Below are 16,271 nucleotides of genomic sequence, written 5' to 3'. Positions count from 1 at the left end.
GGAGTAGAATATGACAAAGACAATGAAATTAAGTTCAGCCGCAACCGCGCTGATCGCAGCCGCAGCCCTTTCCGCCTGTTCCGGTGGCGCTAGCGAAGCAACCGAAGGCGCAGAAGCGACCGGCGAAGAAGTTACTGAAGTGGCTGCCGCCGAAAAAGAAAAATGTTTTGGTATCGCAAAAGCCGGCGAAAATGACTGCGCCGCTGGCGAAGGTACGAGCTGTGCCGGCACATCCGTTGTCGATTATCAAGGCAATGCCTGGACATATACCGAAGCCGGCGAATGTGAACCGCAGGGTGGTTCGCTGACCGAAGTGGCTGACAATGATCCGCCAGTTCCAGTCGCTGCTGCTGAAGGCTAAGCCGTTAAAATATAAGTCTTTGAAAGGGCGGTTCGATTGAACCGCCCTTTTTTTCCTGATTGATCAATATCTCTTCTGCGCCAATGGCCTTATCGCGCAGCTCTAATCATCGGCGTCATTACCGGCGACTTACCGACTTGAATCTCGCCGACCACTTCAAAACCATGACGTTCATAAAGTGATATATTACGCGGATTGGACGATTCGAGATAGGCTGGCAACCTGTCTTCATCGACTCGTCGCAAGGCATGTTTCATCAATTCACCGCCCAAGCCACACCCGAAATATTGAGGGTCGGCGGCTATGACGGGGAGATACCAATGGGGTTCATCGGGATGATAGTGCCCCATCTGTTTCATCATCATCGCGAAATCCTTGCCCAGTTCAGGGGCAATATGATTTTCAAGCGCCGCATCCATCGCTTCTTCATCGGGTTCGACATCAGGTGGTAACCAAAGCGCTACACCCTGACCGCTATTGGCAACAAAGGCGCTTTGATGGTTAAAGGCCCTGCCGCCAAAACCGTCAAAAAATGCCCCCATGCAGGTCAAGTACGTGTGGGTTTCGGGCAAAACCCATCGGGCGATAGGATCCGCCGCGAAGCCCAGAACCAATGTGTCAATCAATTCGGTTCGATCGGCGGCTTGCGCGACGCTCACTTCTGGTATGCACATATAAAATCCTTATTCTTGTTCAAAGCCTGCCCCGCCACTGGTACAAGCTAGAGCGATCTGTTTGATATGGCGATGGTCGGTTCCGCAGCAGCCGCCCAAAATATTTATCTGGGGAAAGCGCGCCCGCAGCGCGGCATAACGTTGCCCCAAGTCAAAGGGGTCACCCTCATCCAGCGTTTCCGCCTCATCCAACTCAGCATGACTGCATGTTGAGGCATTCGCGCGCAGGCCGCGTAATCGGTCAATCCAGGACCCGCCATCTAGAACCTGATCAAAATGTGTCGGATGCGCACAATTGACCATGTAATAGGCGGGTGCGGCTCCTGTTTTTGCGTCAGTCTCTTCAATCGCTTCTTTAAGTGACTGACCTGTCGGTAATCGACCATCGGTCTCGACCGTAAATGAGATGACGTGCGGTATAGCCAGTGAATCAGCGGCGCGCGCCAATCCGATTGCCTCGTTGACGTTGGTCATCGTTATCGCGGTCACCATGTCCGCCTCTGTGTCGGCAAATACAGAGATTTGTTGTCGATGATAAAACTCAGCCTCAGCCGTACTCATAAGGGCACCCGGATCATAACCATCGCCGCGCGGGCCAACACAGCCGCTGATAAGCATCGGAAAACTTGCTGTTGCAAGCTCCTCTCGCAATTCGACAAGCAACTTGATCGCGTGCCGGTTCGCCTCCGCGAGCGACGACTCATTATATCCAAGCCTGGCCCCCCAGTCGGCACTGGCCCGCCAGGTGGCGCTTTCCAGAATAAAGCCGACGCCATGCGCTTTCGCGATTGCGGCATGGCGGTGAAAATAGCGACACAATGCGTCGCGTCCGGCGGCGTCCTTTAACAGATGAAAGGCCGCAAAATCCGGCAGATCGAGCCCATCTTCGAAAATCAGGGTCGTCTCAATACCGCCATCTGTCAGAAAAATCCCAGCGTCCAATTGCGGCAGGCAATTTCTATATATTGGCATGGTTCTCGTCTCTTCATCAGGTGGCGCGGGTCGCCACTTATCGGTGACCGCCTCTGCCATCGATTCCAGCAATGGATTTGCGATTTCGCAAAAAGTGTTGGCAAATATTCAATCTGGGAAATGAAGCTGGAAATATTTATCCGCAGCGCGCTTGTCGCTATCGAAAATGGAACGAGTAACGATGGGATGCCGTTTCGATATGGGCTCTCGTCACCATTGGTCATCAATACCGCTAACCGGTCACGGCAACAGCAAGCTGGAATCCCCATAGCTGTAAAACCGGTATCCTCCGGCAATGGCATGGGCGTAGGCCGCCTGCATCGTCTCTAGCCCCATCAGCGCGCTGACCAGCATGAACAGGGTGGATTTGGGCAGATGAAAATTCGTCATCAACCCGTCTATCGCCCGGAACTGATAGCCAGGGGTAATGAATATGTCCGTGTCGCCTTCAAATGGCTGGATGATACCATCAGTCCCTGTCGCACTTTCCAGCAGGCGTAGGCTGGTCGTTCCGACTGCAATCACGCGCCCACCTTTTTCGCGCGCCCGATTGAGTCGATCGGCTGTCGCGGACTCGATTCTACCCCATTCGCTATGCATTTGATGGTCATCAGTTTCTTCCACTTTAACCGGCAGAAACGTGCCAGCGCCAACATGCAGGGTCAGGGTTTCACGCCCGATTCTGGCATCATCAAGCGCCGCTATTAACCTGTCGGTAAAGTGCAGCGCGGCTGTTGGCGCAGCTACCGCACCTTTTTCGCGGGCAAACATCGTCTGATAATCCTCAGCGTCGCGCTCATCAATGTCCCGTTTGCTCGCGATATAAGGCGGCAGCGGCATGGTGCCTGCCCTTCCGAGCAGGACTTCAACCGGTTCCTCGCCAAGAAAGTGGAGAAGAAAGCTCCCGTCAGCATATCTCTCTTCAGCCCGCGCAAAGACATCCTGGCCGAAATCCACAACATCATCAATTTTTAGTCGTTTGGCGTTGCGAATAAACGCCTGCCAGCGCCTGAGATCGACCCGTTTATGAAGGGTCGCGCCAATTTTCGCCTCGCCCCGGCTACCTTCAAGCTGTGCGGGAATGACTTTTGTATCGTTAAAAACCAATATGTCATTCTGGGATAAAAGCTGCGGCAAATCGCTTACCACATGATCAGATAACTGTTCTGGTCCCGAGACGCTCAGCAATCGCGCGCTGTCTCTTGGAGCAGAGGGCCTTAAAGCGATATTCTCCTGTGGTAGCGCAAAATCAAAGAGATCGACGCGCACGGAAAAAACCTATGGTTCAATCGGAGCGTTCAGATCGTCGACTGAAATTTCTTTTTCCGGTATCGGTGAAAATGCGCCCGCTGCTGGAGGGGCTTTACCATCGGCTGCGATGGATGCTTGCAAAATGCGACTTGGGTTCGCAGGCGGCTCGCCGCGATTAATCTTATCAACATATTGCATACCCCCGGTCACGCGACCGAAAACCGTATATTTCTTATCAAGCGCAAATCGCGGATAAAATACGATGAAAAACTGGCTATTTGCGCTGTTTTCCCCTTCTGCACGCGCCATCGAGACCACGCCCCGCAAATGTGGAAACGCATGGAACTCGGCTGTCAGGTCGGGAAGCTCGGAACCGCCGGTGCCGGTACCGGTCGGATCACCAGTCTGCGCCATAAAACCTTCAATGACTCTGTGGAAAATTATACCGTCATAAAACCCTTGGCGCGTGAGCGTCTTGATGCGTTCTACGTGATTGGGTGCCATATCCGGATAAAGCTGTATCGTCACTCGGCCACCAGTGGAGAGATCAAGATGCAAAATATTCTCTTCAGCAGGAACAGAGGCCGGAGCCGGTGCAGTCGGAGCGGTCTCTTCCTGAGCCATCGCGCCGCTGCTCATCATTGCGAAAGCAAAGAAGGAAACAATAAATTTGCTTAGCATATATAACTACTCACCTGTTCGTTGGTCATCACTATGTATCGTTTTGATCTCGTGATCTCAATATTGCTGCCTATTGGACGAGATATGCTTTCGCCGCAATGAACTGCTTGTCAAAACCTGATTATTGTTCGCCCTTCAAACCAATCTCGGAAACGCGCGCAATCACTTCTTCACAAACTTTGGGCGATACAAATTTGTGTATCTCACCTCCGTACATCGCGATTTCCTTGACCAGCCGTGATGCAATTGGCTGTAACGACACATCAGCCATCAGAAACACAGTTTCAATCTCGTCATTCAATTGTTGGTTCATGCCCGCCATTTGATATTCATATTCAAAATCGGCAACAGCCCTTAAACCACGAACGATGACGCTTGCCCCTTGTTTTTGAGCAAATTTCATCAGCAACGCGTTGAAAGCAACAACCTCCACCGCATCGCCTAGATCTGCTGTTTCACGGCGGACCATTTCAAGCCGCTCTTCCAAAGAAAACATGGGAGACTTCGAAGGGTTAGTCGTAACGCCAATGACCAGTTTGTCTACCAGCCGTGTGCCGCGCTGAATAATGTCCATATGTCCCAGTGTGACAGGATCAAAAGTCCCAGGATAAATACCTACTCTCATAATATCTCCCCCTTAGGAACCTTAGTTCCTAACAGCGTTTACCGGTCCCGTTGAACCGTAAATTCGGCAATAGCGCGAAGCAAATCAGCTTCCTCGCCATAACCATTTAAATGCGATTTGGCTTGATCGACCAGCATTTGCGCCTGTTCCTTGGCCCGGTCTAATCCCATCAGGCTCAAAAATGTCTGCTTCCCAGCCTTTTCGTCTTTATGCAGTGCTTTACCTGTCAGCACCTCGTCACCCTCAACATCCAAAATGTCATCAGCAATCTGAAAAGCGAGCCCAAGATTATGGGCGTACCCGCGCAGTCCCGTTCTGCCTTCCACCGGGACGCGGCCCAAAATCGAACCAATTTCAATGCAGGCACTAATTAAAGCGCCTGTTTTCAGTTGTTGCAACCGTGTCACGGTCGGCAAATCAAAGGTTGCGGTTTCCGCGACAAGATCCATCATCTGCCCACCGGCCATACCGGATGGCCCCGCTGCTTTTGCCAAACAGGCAACCATTTCAGCGCGAACAAATGGATCGCTATGCGTATTTTCATCTGCCAGCAATTCAAACGCCAAAGCATGTAGTGCGTCGCCGGCAAGAACAGCTTGTGCCTCGCCATAAGCTTTGTGGGCCGTCGGTTTCCCGCGCCGGATATCATCGTCATCCATGCAAGGCAGATCATCATGGATTAACGAATAAACATGTAGCGCTTCTAAAGCCGTTGCAGCGCGCAAGGCACAATTTTCATCGACATTGAACAGGCGTGATGTTGCCATAACCAACAACGGTCGCAATCTTTTTCCGCCACCGATCGCGGCATGGCGCATCGTTTCAAAAAGTTGCGCGCGGGCGTCATCAGGCACCACCAACATTAGGTCAAACTGCTTATCAACCGCGCTCGCGACGCGAGACATTTCCAGCTGCAGGTCCATATTATTATTGGCAGGCATTGTTAATCCGCGTCAAAGGCGGTGACGCCTTGGGCTTTGCCATCGCGGTCGAGTGTGATTTTCTCAATCTTGGCCTGCGCATCTTCCAGGCGTTTCTGGCAAAGTCCGCGCAGCTTTTCGCCTTGTTCATAGAGCGCGATCGATTGATCCAGAGGCACATCGCCACTTTCCAACTTTCTGACAATATCTTCCAGACGCCTCAGCGCATCTTCGAAATTCAAGTTAGCGTCGTCGTCGGATTTATTTTGGGCCGTTTCACTCATGTTCATTCCAATGACGCTGCTTTGGGTTTCGGTCAAGGCCCCGAAACCGCAAATTCATCAGTTTCGATATCCAAGTCCTGATCTAGCTATTTACCAGCATCAAGGTTAGGATCAGTTGCGACGGGGGAGGATTTAATGTTCATCGGGCATTTCGCGCCAGCAATGGTCGCAGCAACTCATCCAAAAGCACCAGGCCTCGGTACATTATTTGTCGCCGGGCAATTGGTGGACTTTGGTTTTTTCGGGCTGGCTCTATTCGGTATCGAGAATTTCCGAATCACACCCGGCATGACAGTTATGAATCCGCTGGATCTCTATGATATGCCCTATACGCATAGCTTGCTGGGCAGCAGTGTCTGGGCTTTGGGCTTTGCGTTACTGATCTGGTTGATCACCCGCAACAAGACCGGCGCGCTAATTGGCGGCGCAGTTGTCTTTTCCCATTGGCTACTTGATTTACTGGTCCACGCACCAGATCTGACGCTGGCAGGATCGCCGCCAAATCTGGGTTTTGGCCTCTGGAACTACCCGGCCATAGCCATGCCGCTGGAGCTGTTTCTCACCTTTGGGGCGCTTGGTTTTTTCGTGTTTCGAACACGATCAACGGCCCCGCGTTCAAAGCTCGCCTTAGTGCTTCTGGTCATATTGCTGCTCGTATTTCAAACATTTAATTGGTTCGCACCGGAACCGGAAGCAGCTGATGAAGTTATGATGGTGACAGCATTGATCGCTTTCACGTTTGCATCAGTTGCAGCTGCATTTGTGGGTCGGACAAGGACCTTGAAACACGCCTGACTAAAAGGGCCCGAAAACAGGAAAAAACATGACCCAATTTGTCATCGCCTATATTATCGCTGCCGTCATCTTTGGTATCCTTGATTTCCTATGGCTTACGAATATGGCGAATAGCTTGTACCGCCCCGTGATCGGCGAGATCATGGCTGATGAGTTCCGCAAATTGCCGGCCTTGGCTTTCTATCTGATCTACTTATTTGGAATCATCTGGTTCGGCGTCAAACCCGCTCTCGTCAGCGGTCAATGGACAACTGCATTGCTAAACGGTGCCCTATTTGGCGGGATTGCTTATGCAACCTATGACCTCACCAGTCAGGCGGTGCTTAAAGTCTGGTCGACTAAAATCACCCTTTATGACATTGCTTGGGGAACTTTTGCGACGGGCGTGACCGCCGCGCTGACAGCCTATCTCGTGCTAAAGTTCGTGAAAGTCTAAGTCAGGAAAGTTTGGGCCTGTCATTTACAGCCACCGATTGTCTCATTTCTCAGTCGTCCCTTCGCCCGAATCATAATTGATTTGCAGATTCAGCAATATCGCTTTGACGGGTGGTAGCAGGACAAGGCAAACGACAGCACAAACCAATATGCCCACGATAAAGGCTGTTATCTTGGCGAATACAGTTTCTACAGATTGAACAAGCACCAATATAATCGGTGCAAAAACAATCATCGTAAAAAACCCAACAAAAAAGGCTGGTCCATCGGCCGTATCAGCAACGGTCAAATCCTGACGGCAATGCGGGCAATTGTCATGAAATTTCAAATAGCTTCTGAACAGCTTACCCTGCCCGCAATGTCCGCATTTCAGCTTCATGCCGGATTTTATCAACGCGACCACTTCGTCTTCCATGCTTTAATTCCTGTACAGCCATCCAAGTCACTTTATTTGATCTGTGTCTCATCGACGAATTGATCGTCAGTAAACTGGCTCGACCGGTGGGGCATTAGGCTGAGCCATCCGCCGCAGCGGAAGAACCGATGTGAAAGTCGATCCTGATATGACCCACTGCCTCTCATCAGCTGGCAAATAGGGGGTTTTACAGCATGAATAAATGGACTTTATGGAAAATTATTATTGACAAAAAATCACTAATTGGATCAATAATTGGCTATGCACTCGACAAATGAAATGTCTGTTTTCACGGAAGTCGTGCAGTCGGGAAGCTTCATTGAAGCAGGACGCCGACTGGGATTGACGCCATCGGGCGTAAGCAAAAAAATCAGCCGATTTGAGGATCGGTTGGGTGTCAGATTATTTAACCGCACGACCCGTACTTTATCGCTGACCGAAGCCGGAAATGCCCTATTTGACCGATGTGAAAATATTTTAGCAGAGATTGAGGATGCCGAAGATACCGCGCGAAACTTGAGCAGCGTACCTAGAGGCGTTCTACGCATCGCTGCATCTGATGCACTGTCGTTGCAAGTCCTGGTTCCGTTTCTCCAGAAATTTGCTCAGGATTATCCGGAAGTATCGGTGTTATTATTGCAAGGCGATGGTGGGATTAACTTGCTGAATGAACGAGTGGATGCTGCGTTGCTATTTGATCGGCCGGCGGAAACCTCATTTATTGCCCGTAAGCTGATTGACGATCCTTGGATAATATGCGCCTCGCCAGAATATCTGGAACAGCATGGAACGCCAAGGGTTCCCGCCGATCTTCGTCACCATCGTTGCCTGACGATCCATGCCAAAGGTAAGACCAATGACCAATGGACGTTCGATGGCGGCGATAAAGGCGAAACAATCCGCATTAACAGCGTGTTTTCTGGAATTGGTCTCACGGTAAAGGCCGCGACGTTGCAAAACATGGGTATTGCTCGTCTTGCCCACTTTTTGGTTTCCTCTGAGATTGCGGCCGGAAAACTGAAACCAATTCTAGAAGACAGGATTGGAAATGATAGTCGAGCAATTTATGCTGTTTATCCCAATCGACAACATCTTCCTTCCAAAACCCGTGTTTTTGTTGATGCACTAAATCAGTATATCAATGTGACTTTGGCCTCTCCATAACAGTCATCATTGCTTTGCAATTTTGCCGATCTTCCGCATTCGCTCTGGCAATTTTGACAATATCTGTCGTTTCCGTTCTGGCGGAGCGGAAGCCCATTCCCCGATTTCAGACAAGGTACGCCCACAACCCACGCAAAGACCTGTCGGACGATCAATCGCGCAGATATTTTTGCAGGGGGAGTCCATACCGCCTTCATCAGCATATTGGCAAGGGCCGAGCAAGCCTATTTCTTCGGTTACGACAGAGAGCGCAGGTGGAATTGCGACAGCTCAGCTAGTCAAAATGTTACTTGTGACACGGCCACTTATCCATACAGACCATGGCGCTTTACAACCAGAGGTAGGAGTTCGGTCATCGCTATACAGAACCGCAGAGTTTTCATAAAACAACGGCCAAATGGCATGCCGACCATAGATGACTTCGGCGTTGAAGACGTCAGTATCGAAGATATTCCCGAAGGTCATATTGTTGCAAAGGTTGATACTCTATCGATGGACGCATGGATTCGCACGACGTTGAACGACGAAGGCATGCACAAGACTGGCGATATAGGAACCACTATTAGAGCACTTGGTGTCGGTCAGGTTGTCGAGACGAATAGTAAAAACCTGGCAATTGGCGATTGGGTTTATGGCCTGATGTCTGCGCAAACGCACGCCCTCTTAACCGATAGTGCAGCCACCAAAGTGGAGCCCGAGCATGGTATAGAACCATCGGCTTTTGCGGGACAGCTAGGTATCACCACCGGGTTGACCGCGTGGGTAGGATTAGTCGCCGTTGGAGAGGTGCAAGAGAGCAATGTGGTTGTCGTATCGGGCGCTGCTGGCGCAGTAGGGTCTGTTGTCGTGCAATTGGCTAAAGCGCGAGGTGCCGTTGTCATTGGCATCGCGGGTGGCCCGGAAAAGTGTAAATATCTCACCGATACGCTGGGTGCGGATATCGCGATTGACTATAAAGGCTCGGATGTGGCCGAAGCATTGGCAAAGGCGGCACCAGATGGCGTGGACGTATTTTTTGATAATGTCGGAGGTGAGATTCTCGACAATGTGCTCGATAATCTGGCGGTGTCGGGCGCCCGTGTTGTGATTTGCGGTGCCATCTCACAATATCAACATCTCGAAGATGTGCGCGGTCCGAAATTATATCTGCGATTGGCGGAGCGCAATGCATCCATGCGCGGCTTTGTGGTCAGTCACTATGCGGCCCAATATCCCGAAGCGATAGCCGAAATTTCGGAACTAATGCGGTCTGGTAAGCTTGTTCTGCCGGAACATGTAGTCGAAGGGATTGACCATTTCCCCGAGGCTTTATTCATGCTGTTCAATGGCAAGCATCTCGGAAATTTGGTCGTCAAACCCTAAGAGTGGCGGGATCAGCTAAGAAGACAACTGTTCGTCCATTTGTCCCAAGCGTTCTTTGCCAAAATACATTTCGCCGTCGATATACATGGTGGGAATACCAAAAGCGCCGCGCTCGACCGCCCCTTCGACATTGTCTATTAGCGCTTGTTTGACCACAGGGTCTTGCGTTTTTGCAAAAAGGTCCTGCGCATCGAAGCCACCTTCCTGAACGATTTTCCCTAGCGCTTCGACATCGGTCACATCTAGCTGTTGTTCCCATATGGGCGGCAACAATGTGTCGATCAGTTGGCCGCGCTTATCAGTGTCAACAGCCACGAGCATGCGCTGCAATGTGATCGAATTAAATGGAAAATATGGGTTCATCTGCCACTTGGTAAGGCCGTGCTTAGCGATAAATCGGGTCATCTCCAACATAGCATAAGCATTTTTGCCTTTTACTTCTGCATCACGGATCATCGGCGGTGCATTTCCAGTCAGCTTGTGCATACCGCCAAGAAACACTGGTGTGATTTCTATGCTGGCGCCGTGTTTTTCGGCCAACGCCTTCAATGGAAACCATATAAGATAGGCATTTGGACTAACGAAATCGAAACATAGCTCTATCGTTTTGGTCATTTGTCTTCCCCTATCACCATTTTTCATTCCACGGCCGGATGTCCATTTCGAAAGTCCAGGCACTGCGTGGCTGCTCGTGTAGCATGACATAATTTTGCGCAAGGTCGTCTGGGTTCACAATGCCATCATTGGCTTTGCGCTCTTCATAATCGGGCAACATGCCTTTGATCCAATCTGTATCAACGGCTGCATCAATGACGACGTGAGCGACATGGATATTTTGCGGCCCCATTTCGCGGGCGAGGCTTTGCACCATATTGCGGAGAGCGCCCTTGGCGCTGGCAAAGGCACCAAAGCCTGCTGCGCCACGCATGCTGGCTGTGGCGCCGGTAAAGATGATCGAGCCCTGTCTGCGCTTTGTCATCACACGTGCGGCTTCCCGTCCTGTCAGGAATCCAGCGAAGGTCGCCATTTCCCAAATTTTGAAAAATTTCCGTGTATCTGTGTCGAGGATGGTCATCGGCACATTCGCACCGACGTTGAAAACCACACAATCGAGCGGCCCAATATTGGCTTCGATTTGAGCAAACAAGTCTTCGATCTGCTCTTCCTTGCGCGCGTCGCATGAAAATCCGTAGGCCTGTTTTCCAGCGGCTCTTAGCTCTTCAACCAATGGTTCCAGTTTTTCTCCGCCGCGCCGCGCACCGCAAACCACATATTCCTTGTCGGCAAAGGCACGCATGATGGCGCTACCGATGGCATCGCCCGCGCCAATGACCAAAACCATTTTTTCCATATTGATATTCCAGCCATTAAACGGTATTTCAGTTTCATTATGAAACCATAACCGCTCGTCGAATGCAATGGGTTCTGCAAAACTGATAATTCGCACTAGGCGGAATCGGGACGGCTCGTTAAAGGGTTTTCATGACACAGACATCCTCGCGCACCGCTGAAAAAATCACACCAGAAATTGTTGCCGAACATGGCCTCAACGAAGAGGAATATCAGCGTATATTAAACGCGCTCGGTCGCGAGCCCAATATCACCGAGCTTGGCATTTTTTCGGTCATGTGGTCCGAGCATTGTTCTTACAAAAGCTCTCGCCTGCATTTGAAAAAGCTGCCCACGACCGGCCCTCAAGTCATTTGCGGTCCGGGTGAGAATGCCGGCGTCATCGACATTGGTGATGGTCAGGCCGCCATCTTCAAGATGGAGAGCCATAACCATCCGTCCTATATAGAGCCCTATCAAGGCGCCGCGACCGGCGTAGGCGGTATCTTGCGCGATGTGTTCACCATGGGCGCGCGGCCGGTGGCGAACCTGAACGCGCTGCGCTTTGGACGGCCCGAACATCCCAAGATGAAGCATCTCGTCAAAGGCGTGGTCGCTGGCATTGGCGGCTATGGCAATTGCGTGGGCGTGCCCACGGTTGGTGGCGAAACCAATTTCCATGAAGCCTATGACGGCAATATCATTGTCAATGCGATGACCGTGGGCGTTGCGGATGCGGACAAGATTTTCTATTCCGCTGCCAGCGGCGTTGGTAACCCCATCGTCTATGTCGGTTCCAAAACCGGCCGCGATGGCATTCATGGCGCGACCATGGCCAGCGCGGAATTTGATGACGACAGCGATGAAAAGCGCCCAACAGTGCAAGTTGGCGATCCGTTTACCGAGAAGCTGCTCATCGAGGCTTGTCTGGAACTTATGGCTTCCGACGCGATTGTCGCGATTCAGGATATGGGCGCGGCTGGCCTGACCAGCTCCAGCGTCGAGATGGCGACCAATGGCGAGGTCGGCATAATTCTCGATATGGACAAAGTGCCCTGCCGCGAAACTGGGATGACCGCTTACGAGATGATGCTGTCCGAAAGTCAGGAGCGCATGCTGATGGTCCTGAAACCCGGCCGCGAGGAAATGGCCGAGGCGATTTTCACTAAATGGGAACTGGATTTTGCCGTGATTGGCGAAGTGACCGATACCCGCCGCATGGTGCTGACCCACAAGGGCGAGACGGTTTGCGACATTCCGCTTGGCCCACTCGCCGACGATGCGCCGCTTTATGACCGGCCGCATCTGACGCAGGAGGAATATAAGGCGCATGTCGCGACCCAACCGCTCGGCGACATTCCCGAAAGCACCGATATCGGCGCAGACCTGCTGAAGATGATGGCAAGCCCTGCCCTCGCCTCGCGCCGCTGGATCTGGGAGCAATATGACAGCCAGGTCGGTGCCGACACCGCACAACGCTCCGGCGGAGACGCAGCCGTTGTCCGCGTCCATGGCACCAACAAAGGCCTAGCGATCACCACCGATTGCACGCCGCGCTATTGCAAGGCCGATCCGGTTGAAGGCGGCAAGCAGGCGATTGCGGAGGCCTATCGCAACCTTTGCTCGGTCGGGGCAAAACCGCTGGCGACAACCGATTGCATGAATTTCGGCAATCCCGAAAAACCGCATATCATGGCACAATTTGTCGGCTGTATCGAAGGCATGGCGGAGGCCTGTGAAGCGCTCGACATGCCAATCGTGTCGGGCAATGTGAGCTTGTATAACGAGACCACTGGCGCAGATGGCGTGAGCCATGCGATCCTGCCGACGCCTGCTATTGGCGCGGTGGGATTGATTGATGATCTCGACAAGATGATGACCATCGGGTTTAAAAATGAGGGAGAAGCTATTTTCGTTGTAGGCAAAAATGCAGGGGAACTTGGCCAATCAACATGGCTGCGTGAAATTCACGGGCGCCAAGACGGCGCTCCTCCGATAATAGATCTTTCCCTGGAGAAAACTAACGGTGACTTCGTAAGAAAAATGATCGGTAGTGACAATGTGACTGCTGTTCATGACATTTCCGATGGCGGCTTGTTCGTAGCGGTTGCTGAGATGGTTCTAGCTGGAGGTGTGAGCGCGCTGTTATCATCACATGATCCCAATCTGACGCTGACACAATGGTTATTCGGTGAGGGCCAAGGCCGGTATTTAGTATCTACAAGCGACCCTGAAGGGCTAACTTCCGAAGCATCATCTTCGGGTGTCGAAATTCAAAGGATTGGAGAGACTAAGGGCGGTTTTGGTCTTGGTATTGATCAAATGTTTGTTTTGGATGCCAATGACCTCCGTGAAGCCAGTGACAGTTTCTTCCGCGACTGGATGAAAGACTAAGCTCTCAAGCGTTCAGCCCTACGTCATCCAGAAACGGCGAGGAGAAAGCATCGCGCTCGGCCGCATCGGGCAGCAGCAGTTTGCGCACCTGATTCCAGCGATCCACGCTGCCGCCATAGCCGCGCCTTACGCGGGCCTTGGTGAGATCGTGCATCTTGCCCCAATGCTGGGTGAAAGGCATGCCCGCCGCCTCTAGGCGCTGACCGGCCAGCGTGATCAACTTGCGCGTTGCGGGCGTGTCGATACCATCAATATCGATAACACAGCTGGGGTCATAGCGGGTGAAAGCCATCATGCCCGGCGATTTTTGCGCATAGCGACAAGTGAACACAACCGGGGCGCTTTTGTGGACTAGAAACGCCTGACGCATGATTTCGAGCGCGGTCGTAACCTGCGCAATCGGCACAGCAAAACCGGAACTCGCAATCCCCTCGCGCGCGCTAGTGAAACTATAGGTCTCACCGGGCAGTCGCCATTCATGCGGCCTGTCCGACCGCACTTTAAGTTCACTCTGGATCAGCAAACTAGTCGCCGTATCTCGTAAGTCGGGAAACATCTTTATCGCCGAGGCAATCAGGCGCGGTAGATCGGTTCCCGGCTCCGCTTCGGACTTCAGGTTATAATCGGCGCCGTATCCGGGCGGGCACAATTCCTTGTAACGCACCGTCGTATAGCCAATATCCATTTTACTGGGATCAAGGATCACCTGAAAGAAATAGGGCCTGCGAGTCTGATCCGGCAATCCGGAGCCCCTAAAGTCGAGCATGTTTAGCGCGCCCTGCAACTGGCCAAAGGGAATATGCAGCATTGAGGAGTTGAGCAGATACCGCCCCGTCCCCCGCAGCATCACCGAATGAACGATACCGAGCGCGCCCAAGCTGACCAGTGCAGCATCAAATTTCGCATCGTCACGCACCAGCGTCGCGCCAAGCTTAGCCGCGAAATTCGCTGTCATTACCGGGGCTCTGGCCGGTTCAATCCATAGATTTTGGGTGGCCGTCAGAAGCTGGATACCCGCGACTTCGCTCTCCATAGCACCAACATCGATAGCCGAGCCATGCACGCCGGTCCCGATGGCACCAGCGATTGTCTGGCCATTGCTCGCACCGGACGTCCGCAACGCGCGACGGCGCGTCTTGGTTTCCAGCCGCTCGTTTATTTTCGAAATATTTGTTCCGCATTGCACCAGATAAAGATCATCCCGCGACGTCGCACTCGCCAGATCAACATCTGACGCCCCTACGTTAAACGTCCAGTCGAGATTGGCGGTTTCCACCACCCAGCCATCCTTGACCGCGGGAATATCGGAAAAGGACCAACGCGATCCACAGGCCCGGATTTGCACGCCGGCCGCTAACGCATCGGCAATAATCCCTTGCAGCCGCGCCGCTGTAGCGCGCATCCCGGACATGGTCGCGCGCGTCGGGTTTTCGTTATGCACTCTCAGGCGCTTGGCAATCGGAACCTTGATATTGAAGTGATGGTTCACCCATTCAATATTATTGTTCACCTGAATCTGATTGGGGGGCATCATGTTTCTCCCGTCCGGCTATGTGTCGCGGACTATTCGTCGGTGCTGCCTTCATCCGAAGGGACCTTGGCGCAAAAATATTCAATAGTGGCCGGCTGATAGAAGCCCAGCGTTAGTACCGATAATAAAGATTGCCCAAAATTCGTTTTTACACGCACCTCGTCGATCAAGTTCGTCTGGCAATCGGCGACGTTGCGGGGCTGACCTTTGGGCAATAGGAAGGCGCTGCTCTGGACAACAGCATGCTCGCCATCGGGATTGGGCCGCTCGACCACTAGCCGATGTTCCGCACAGCTGGAAAGCAGAATCGCGCTGACCAAAACCAGTCCAAATTGCATTTGCATGACAATGCCCTTCTTCAAACCAGCCACATCCTTTCGGAACGCGAAGCCGGGAATTCGGGCGACCCTGTCCTTATATTGCTTAAATATCGAACAATCGCAATGGGGGTTTCCTGCCAGATCGGTGGTATTACCGTCCACATGGATGATCGATCACCCTAGTTTTGCTTAAAACTCACTAAGATGACTGCATAAAATGACGGATCTTCTGGACCAGCTTTGGCTAAAACTGACAATTCGCAAAGAGCTACAGTAAAAGATTGTGTAACATGGATTCTGACAGTTTTCTTAATATCAGGATGGCATCATGACAGAATTGCATTGGACAGAGGTTGGCAAAAACGCGCTTGTGCTCATCCGCGATTTGTTCGTTTTAGGCATAGTGGTTTTTTTCCTATTTTTCCCGATCCAGTTCGGGGAGCAGCTAGGCAAAACAAATATTGGCCGCTTCAGCGCATTTGGCGTTGAGGTTGAATTGCAAGCCAAAGAAGTTCGCGATCAGGCGGAAGCCGCCGAAGCTGAAGTCGCCGCCGCACAGGAAGCAGTCGACCAGACGCTTTCTGATCTCAGAATGTGGTCGCGCTCCAACCCGCAGATCAGACCGCGCGCCAATCAGCTAGAACAAAAAGTAGAGCAATCTTCACAAAAATTGACCAGTGCCAAAAGCGAAATTCAGCAGTCGATCAAGGGATATGATACAATGGTCAGAAAAATCGAAGCGGCCCAGTAGCGATTAT

Annotated in this window: 20 protein-coding genes; 7 read left to right on the top strand and 13 right to left on the bottom strand. The window is 51.9% G+C overall.

Going from position 1 to position 16,271, the window contains the following annotated elements; all coding sequences use genetic code 11:
* Window positions 1–10 precede the first annotated feature (10 nt).
* Window positions 11–361 carry a BufA1 family periplasmic bufferin-type metallophore gene (locus J4G78_RS16225; RefSeq protein ID WP_207987542.1) on the top strand — a complete coding sequence of 117 codons (351 nt, stop codon included), beginning with the start codon at window positions 11–13 and terminating at the stop codon, window positions 359–361.
* Between the two features lie 89 nt (window positions 362–450).
* On the opposite strand, the gene J4G78_RS16220 is transcribed toward J4G78_RS16225, so the two are convergent.
* The 7 genes from J4G78_RS16220 to J4G78_RS16190 all read right to left on the bottom strand — a co-directional run bounded on the left by J4G78_RS16220 (window position 451) and on the right by J4G78_RS16190 (window position 5,768).
* Entirely contained in the window at window positions 451–1,035 is a 585-nt protein-coding gene (locus J4G78_RS16220; RefSeq protein ID WP_207987541.1) for a GNAT family N-acetyltransferase, read from the bottom strand.
* Between the two features lie 9 nt (window positions 1,036–1,044).
* Entirely contained in the window at window positions 1,045–2,007 is a 963-nt protein-coding gene (locus J4G78_RS16215) for a homocysteine S-methyltransferase family protein (protein WP_207987540.1), read from the bottom strand.
* 240 nt (window positions 2,008–2,247) lie between these two features.
* Window positions 2,248–3,276 carry a tRNA preQ1(34) S-adenosylmethionine ribosyltransferase-isomerase QueA gene (gene queA, locus J4G78_RS16210; RefSeq protein ID WP_207987539.1) on the bottom strand — a complete coding sequence of 343 codons (1,029 nt, stop codon included), beginning with the start codon at window positions 3,274–3,276 and terminating at the stop codon, window positions 2,248–2,250.
* A gap of 9 nt (window positions 3,277–3,285) precedes the next feature.
* Complete coding sequence (locus tag J4G78_RS16205) at window positions 3,286–3,900, bottom strand: peptidylprolyl isomerase (RefSeq protein WP_375140375.1); 615 nt, start codon at window positions 3,898–3,900, stop codon at window positions 3,286–3,288.
* 160 nt (window positions 3,901–4,060) lie between these two features.
* A complete protein-coding gene (gene coaD / locus J4G78_RS16200) occupies window positions 4,061–4,564 on the bottom strand; it encodes a pantetheine-phosphate adenylyltransferase (protein ID WP_207987537.1) in 504 nt (167 codons plus the stop codon).
* Window positions 4,565–4,602: 38 nt separating this feature from the next.
* Entirely contained in the window at window positions 4,603–5,469 is an 867-nt protein-coding gene (locus tag J4G78_RS16195) for a polyprenyl synthetase family protein (protein WP_375140374.1), read from the bottom strand.
* A 38-nt stretch (window positions 5,470–5,507) separates the two neighbouring features.
* Window positions 5,508–5,768, bottom strand: a complete 261-nt coding sequence (locus J4G78_RS16190) for an exodeoxyribonuclease VII small subunit (protein WP_207987535.1) — start codon at window positions 5,766–5,768, stop codon at window positions 5,508–5,510.
* A 135-nt stretch (window positions 5,769–5,903) separates the two neighbouring features.
* Here J4G78_RS16190 and J4G78_RS16185 point away from each other — a divergent pair, with 135 nt between their 5' ends.
* Entirely contained in the window at window positions 5,904–6,563 is a 660-nt protein-coding gene (locus tag J4G78_RS16185) for a metal-dependent hydrolase (protein ID WP_207987534.1), read from the top strand.
* Window positions 6,564–6,591: 28 nt separating this feature from the next.
* Complete coding sequence (locus J4G78_RS16180; RefSeq protein WP_207987533.1) at window positions 6,592–6,999, top strand: DUF2177 family protein; 408 nt, start codon at window positions 6,592–6,594, stop codon at window positions 6,997–6,999.
* Window positions 7,000–7,041: 42 nt separating this feature from the next.
* Here the strand turns inward: J4G78_RS16180 and J4G78_RS16175 are convergent, their stop codons facing one another.
* Entirely contained in the window at window positions 7,042–7,413 is a 372-nt protein-coding gene (locus J4G78_RS16175; RefSeq protein WP_207987532.1) for a DUF983 domain-containing protein, read from the bottom strand.
* A gap of 261 nt (window positions 7,414–7,674) precedes the next feature.
* Between J4G78_RS16175 and J4G78_RS16170 the strand changes: the two genes are divergently transcribed.
* Window positions 7,675–8,577, top strand: a complete 903-nt coding sequence (locus J4G78_RS16170; protein ID WP_207987531.1) for a LysR family transcriptional regulator — start codon at window positions 7,675–7,677, stop codon at window positions 8,575–8,577.
* Between the two features lie 6 nt (window positions 8,578–8,583).
* On the opposite strand, the gene J4G78_RS16165 is transcribed toward J4G78_RS16170, so the two are convergent.
* Window positions 8,584–8,763, bottom strand: coding sequence for a DUF1289 domain-containing protein (locus tag J4G78_RS16165; protein WP_207990805.1), 180 nt, complete (start codon window positions 8,761–8,763; stop codon window positions 8,584–8,586).
* A gap of 18 nt (window positions 8,764–8,781) precedes the next feature.
* Between J4G78_RS16165 and J4G78_RS16160 the strand changes: the two genes are divergently transcribed.
* A complete protein-coding gene (locus J4G78_RS16160; RefSeq protein WP_259371341.1) occupies window positions 8,782–9,939 on the top strand; it encodes an NADP-dependent oxidoreductase in 1,158 nt (385 codons plus the stop codon).
* Window positions 9,940–9,954: 15 nt separating this feature from the next.
* Here J4G78_RS16160 and J4G78_RS16155 read toward each other — a convergent pair whose 3' ends face one another.
* Both J4G78_RS16155 and J4G78_RS16150 read right to left on the bottom strand, forming a co-directional pair.
* Window positions 9,955–10,554 carry a 2-hydroxychromene-2-carboxylate isomerase gene (locus J4G78_RS16155; RefSeq protein WP_207987529.1) on the bottom strand — a complete coding sequence of 200 codons (600 nt, stop codon included), beginning with the start codon at window positions 10,552–10,554 and terminating at the stop codon, window positions 9,955–9,957.
* A gap of 13 nt (window positions 10,555–10,567) precedes the next feature.
* On the bottom strand, window positions 10,568–11,290 hold the full coding sequence (locus J4G78_RS16150) for an SDR family NAD(P)-dependent oxidoreductase (RefSeq protein WP_207987528.1): 723 nt from the start codon (window positions 11,288–11,290) through the stop codon (window positions 10,568–10,570).
* A gap of 131 nt (window positions 11,291–11,421) precedes the next feature.
* Here J4G78_RS16150 and purL point away from each other — a divergent pair, with 131 nt between their 5' ends.
* A complete protein-coding gene (purL, locus tag J4G78_RS16145; RefSeq protein ID WP_207987527.1) occupies window positions 11,422–13,662 on the top strand; it encodes a phosphoribosylformylglycinamidine synthase subunit PurL in 2,241 nt (746 codons plus the stop codon).
* A 4-nt stretch (window positions 13,663–13,666) separates the two neighbouring features.
* On the opposite strand, the gene J4G78_RS16140 is transcribed toward purL, so the two are convergent.
* Window positions 13,667–15,196 (bottom strand): FAD-binding protein, encoded by a 1,530-nt coding sequence (locus tag J4G78_RS16140; RefSeq protein ID WP_207987526.1) that lies wholly within the window; start codon window positions 15,194–15,196, stop codon window positions 13,667–13,669.
* Window positions 15,197–15,225: 29 nt separating this feature from the next.
* The gene (locus J4G78_RS16135; protein ID WP_207987525.1) at window positions 15,226–15,537 is read right to left on the bottom strand and encodes a hypothetical protein; all 312 of its coding nucleotides are present in this window, start codon (window positions 15,535–15,537) and stop codon (window positions 15,226–15,228) included.
* Between the two features lie 304 nt (window positions 15,538–15,841).
* On the opposite strand from J4G78_RS16135, the gene J4G78_RS16130 reads away from it, so the two are divergent.
* Entirely contained in the window at window positions 15,842–16,264 is a 423-nt protein-coding gene (locus J4G78_RS16130) for a hypothetical protein (RefSeq protein WP_207987524.1), read from the top strand.
* Window positions 16,265–16,271 lie beyond the last annotated feature (7 nt).

It is taken from the genome of Parasphingorhabdus cellanae, from assembly GCF_017498565.1.
GTDB classification, from domain to species: domain Bacteria; phylum Pseudomonadota; class Alphaproteobacteria; order Sphingomonadales; family Sphingomonadaceae; genus Parasphingorhabdus; species Parasphingorhabdus cellanae.
This window is presented reverse-complemented; position numbering and strand designations above follow the sequence as displayed.

Bases quoted from the DNA above. Each gene is read 5' to 3' on its own strand.
- J4G78_RS16225 (WP_207987542.1), top strand. From the start codon at position 11: ATGACAAAGACAATGAAATTAAGTTCAGCCGCAACCGCGCTGATCGCA.
- J4G78_RS16220 (WP_207987541.1), bottom strand. From the start codon at position 1,035: ATGTGCATACCAGAAGTGAGCGTCGCGCAAGCCGCCGATCGAACCGAA.
- J4G78_RS16215 (WP_207987540.1), bottom strand. From the start codon at position 2,007: ATGCCAATATATAGAAATTGCCTGCCGCAATTGGACGCTGGGATTTTT.
- J4G78_RS16205 (WP_375140375.1), bottom strand. From the start codon at position 3,900: ATGATGAGCAGCGGCGCGATGGCTCAGGAAGAGACCGCTCCGACTGCA.
- coaD (WP_207987537.1), bottom strand. From the start codon at position 4,564: ATGAGAGTAGGTATTTATCCTGGGACTTTTGATCCTGTCACACTGGGA.
- J4G78_RS16195 (WP_375140374.1), bottom strand. From the start codon at position 5,469: ATGTCTCGCGTCGCGAGCGCGGTTGATAAGCAGTTTGACCTAATGTTG.
- J4G78_RS16190 (WP_207987535.1), bottom strand. From the start codon at position 5,768: ATGAGTGAAACGGCCCAAAATAAATCCGACGACGACGCTAACTTGAAT.
- J4G78_RS16185 (WP_207987534.1), top strand. From the start codon at position 5,904: ATGTTCATCGGGCATTTCGCGCCAGCAATGGTCGCAGCAACTCATCCA.
- J4G78_RS16180 (WP_207987533.1), top strand. From the start codon at position 6,592: ATGACCCAATTTGTCATCGCCTATATTATCGCTGCCGTCATCTTTGGT.
- J4G78_RS16175 (WP_207987532.1), bottom strand. From the start codon at position 7,413: ATGGAAGACGAAGTGGTCGCGTTGATAAAATCCGGCATGAAGCTGAAA.
- J4G78_RS16170 (WP_207987531.1), top strand. From the start codon at position 7,675: ATGCACTCGACAAATGAAATGTCTGTTTTCACGGAAGTCGTGCAGTCG.
- J4G78_RS16165 (WP_207990805.1), bottom strand. From the start codon at position 8,763: ATGGACTCCCCCTGCAAAAATATCTGCGCGATTGATCGTCCGACAGGT.
- J4G78_RS16155 (WP_207987529.1), bottom strand. From the start codon at position 10,554: ATGACCAAAACGATAGAGCTATGTTTCGATTTCGTTAGTCCAAATGCC.
- J4G78_RS16150 (WP_207987528.1), bottom strand. From the start codon at position 11,290: ATGGAAAAAATGGTTTTGGTCATTGGCGCGGGCGATGCCATCGGTAGC.
- purL (WP_207987527.1), top strand. From the start codon at position 11,422: ATGACACAGACATCCTCGCGCACCGCTGAAAAAATCACACCAGAAATT.
- J4G78_RS16140 (WP_207987526.1), bottom strand. From the start codon at position 15,196: ATGATGCCCCCCAATCAGATTCAGGTGAACAATAATATTGAATGGGTG.
- J4G78_RS16135 (WP_207987525.1), bottom strand. From the start codon at position 15,537: ATGCAAATGCAATTTGGACTGGTTTTGGTCAGCGCGATTCTGCTTTCC.
- J4G78_RS16130 (WP_207987524.1), top strand. From the start codon at position 15,842: ATGACAGAATTGCATTGGACAGAGGTTGGCAAAAACGCGCTTGTGCTC.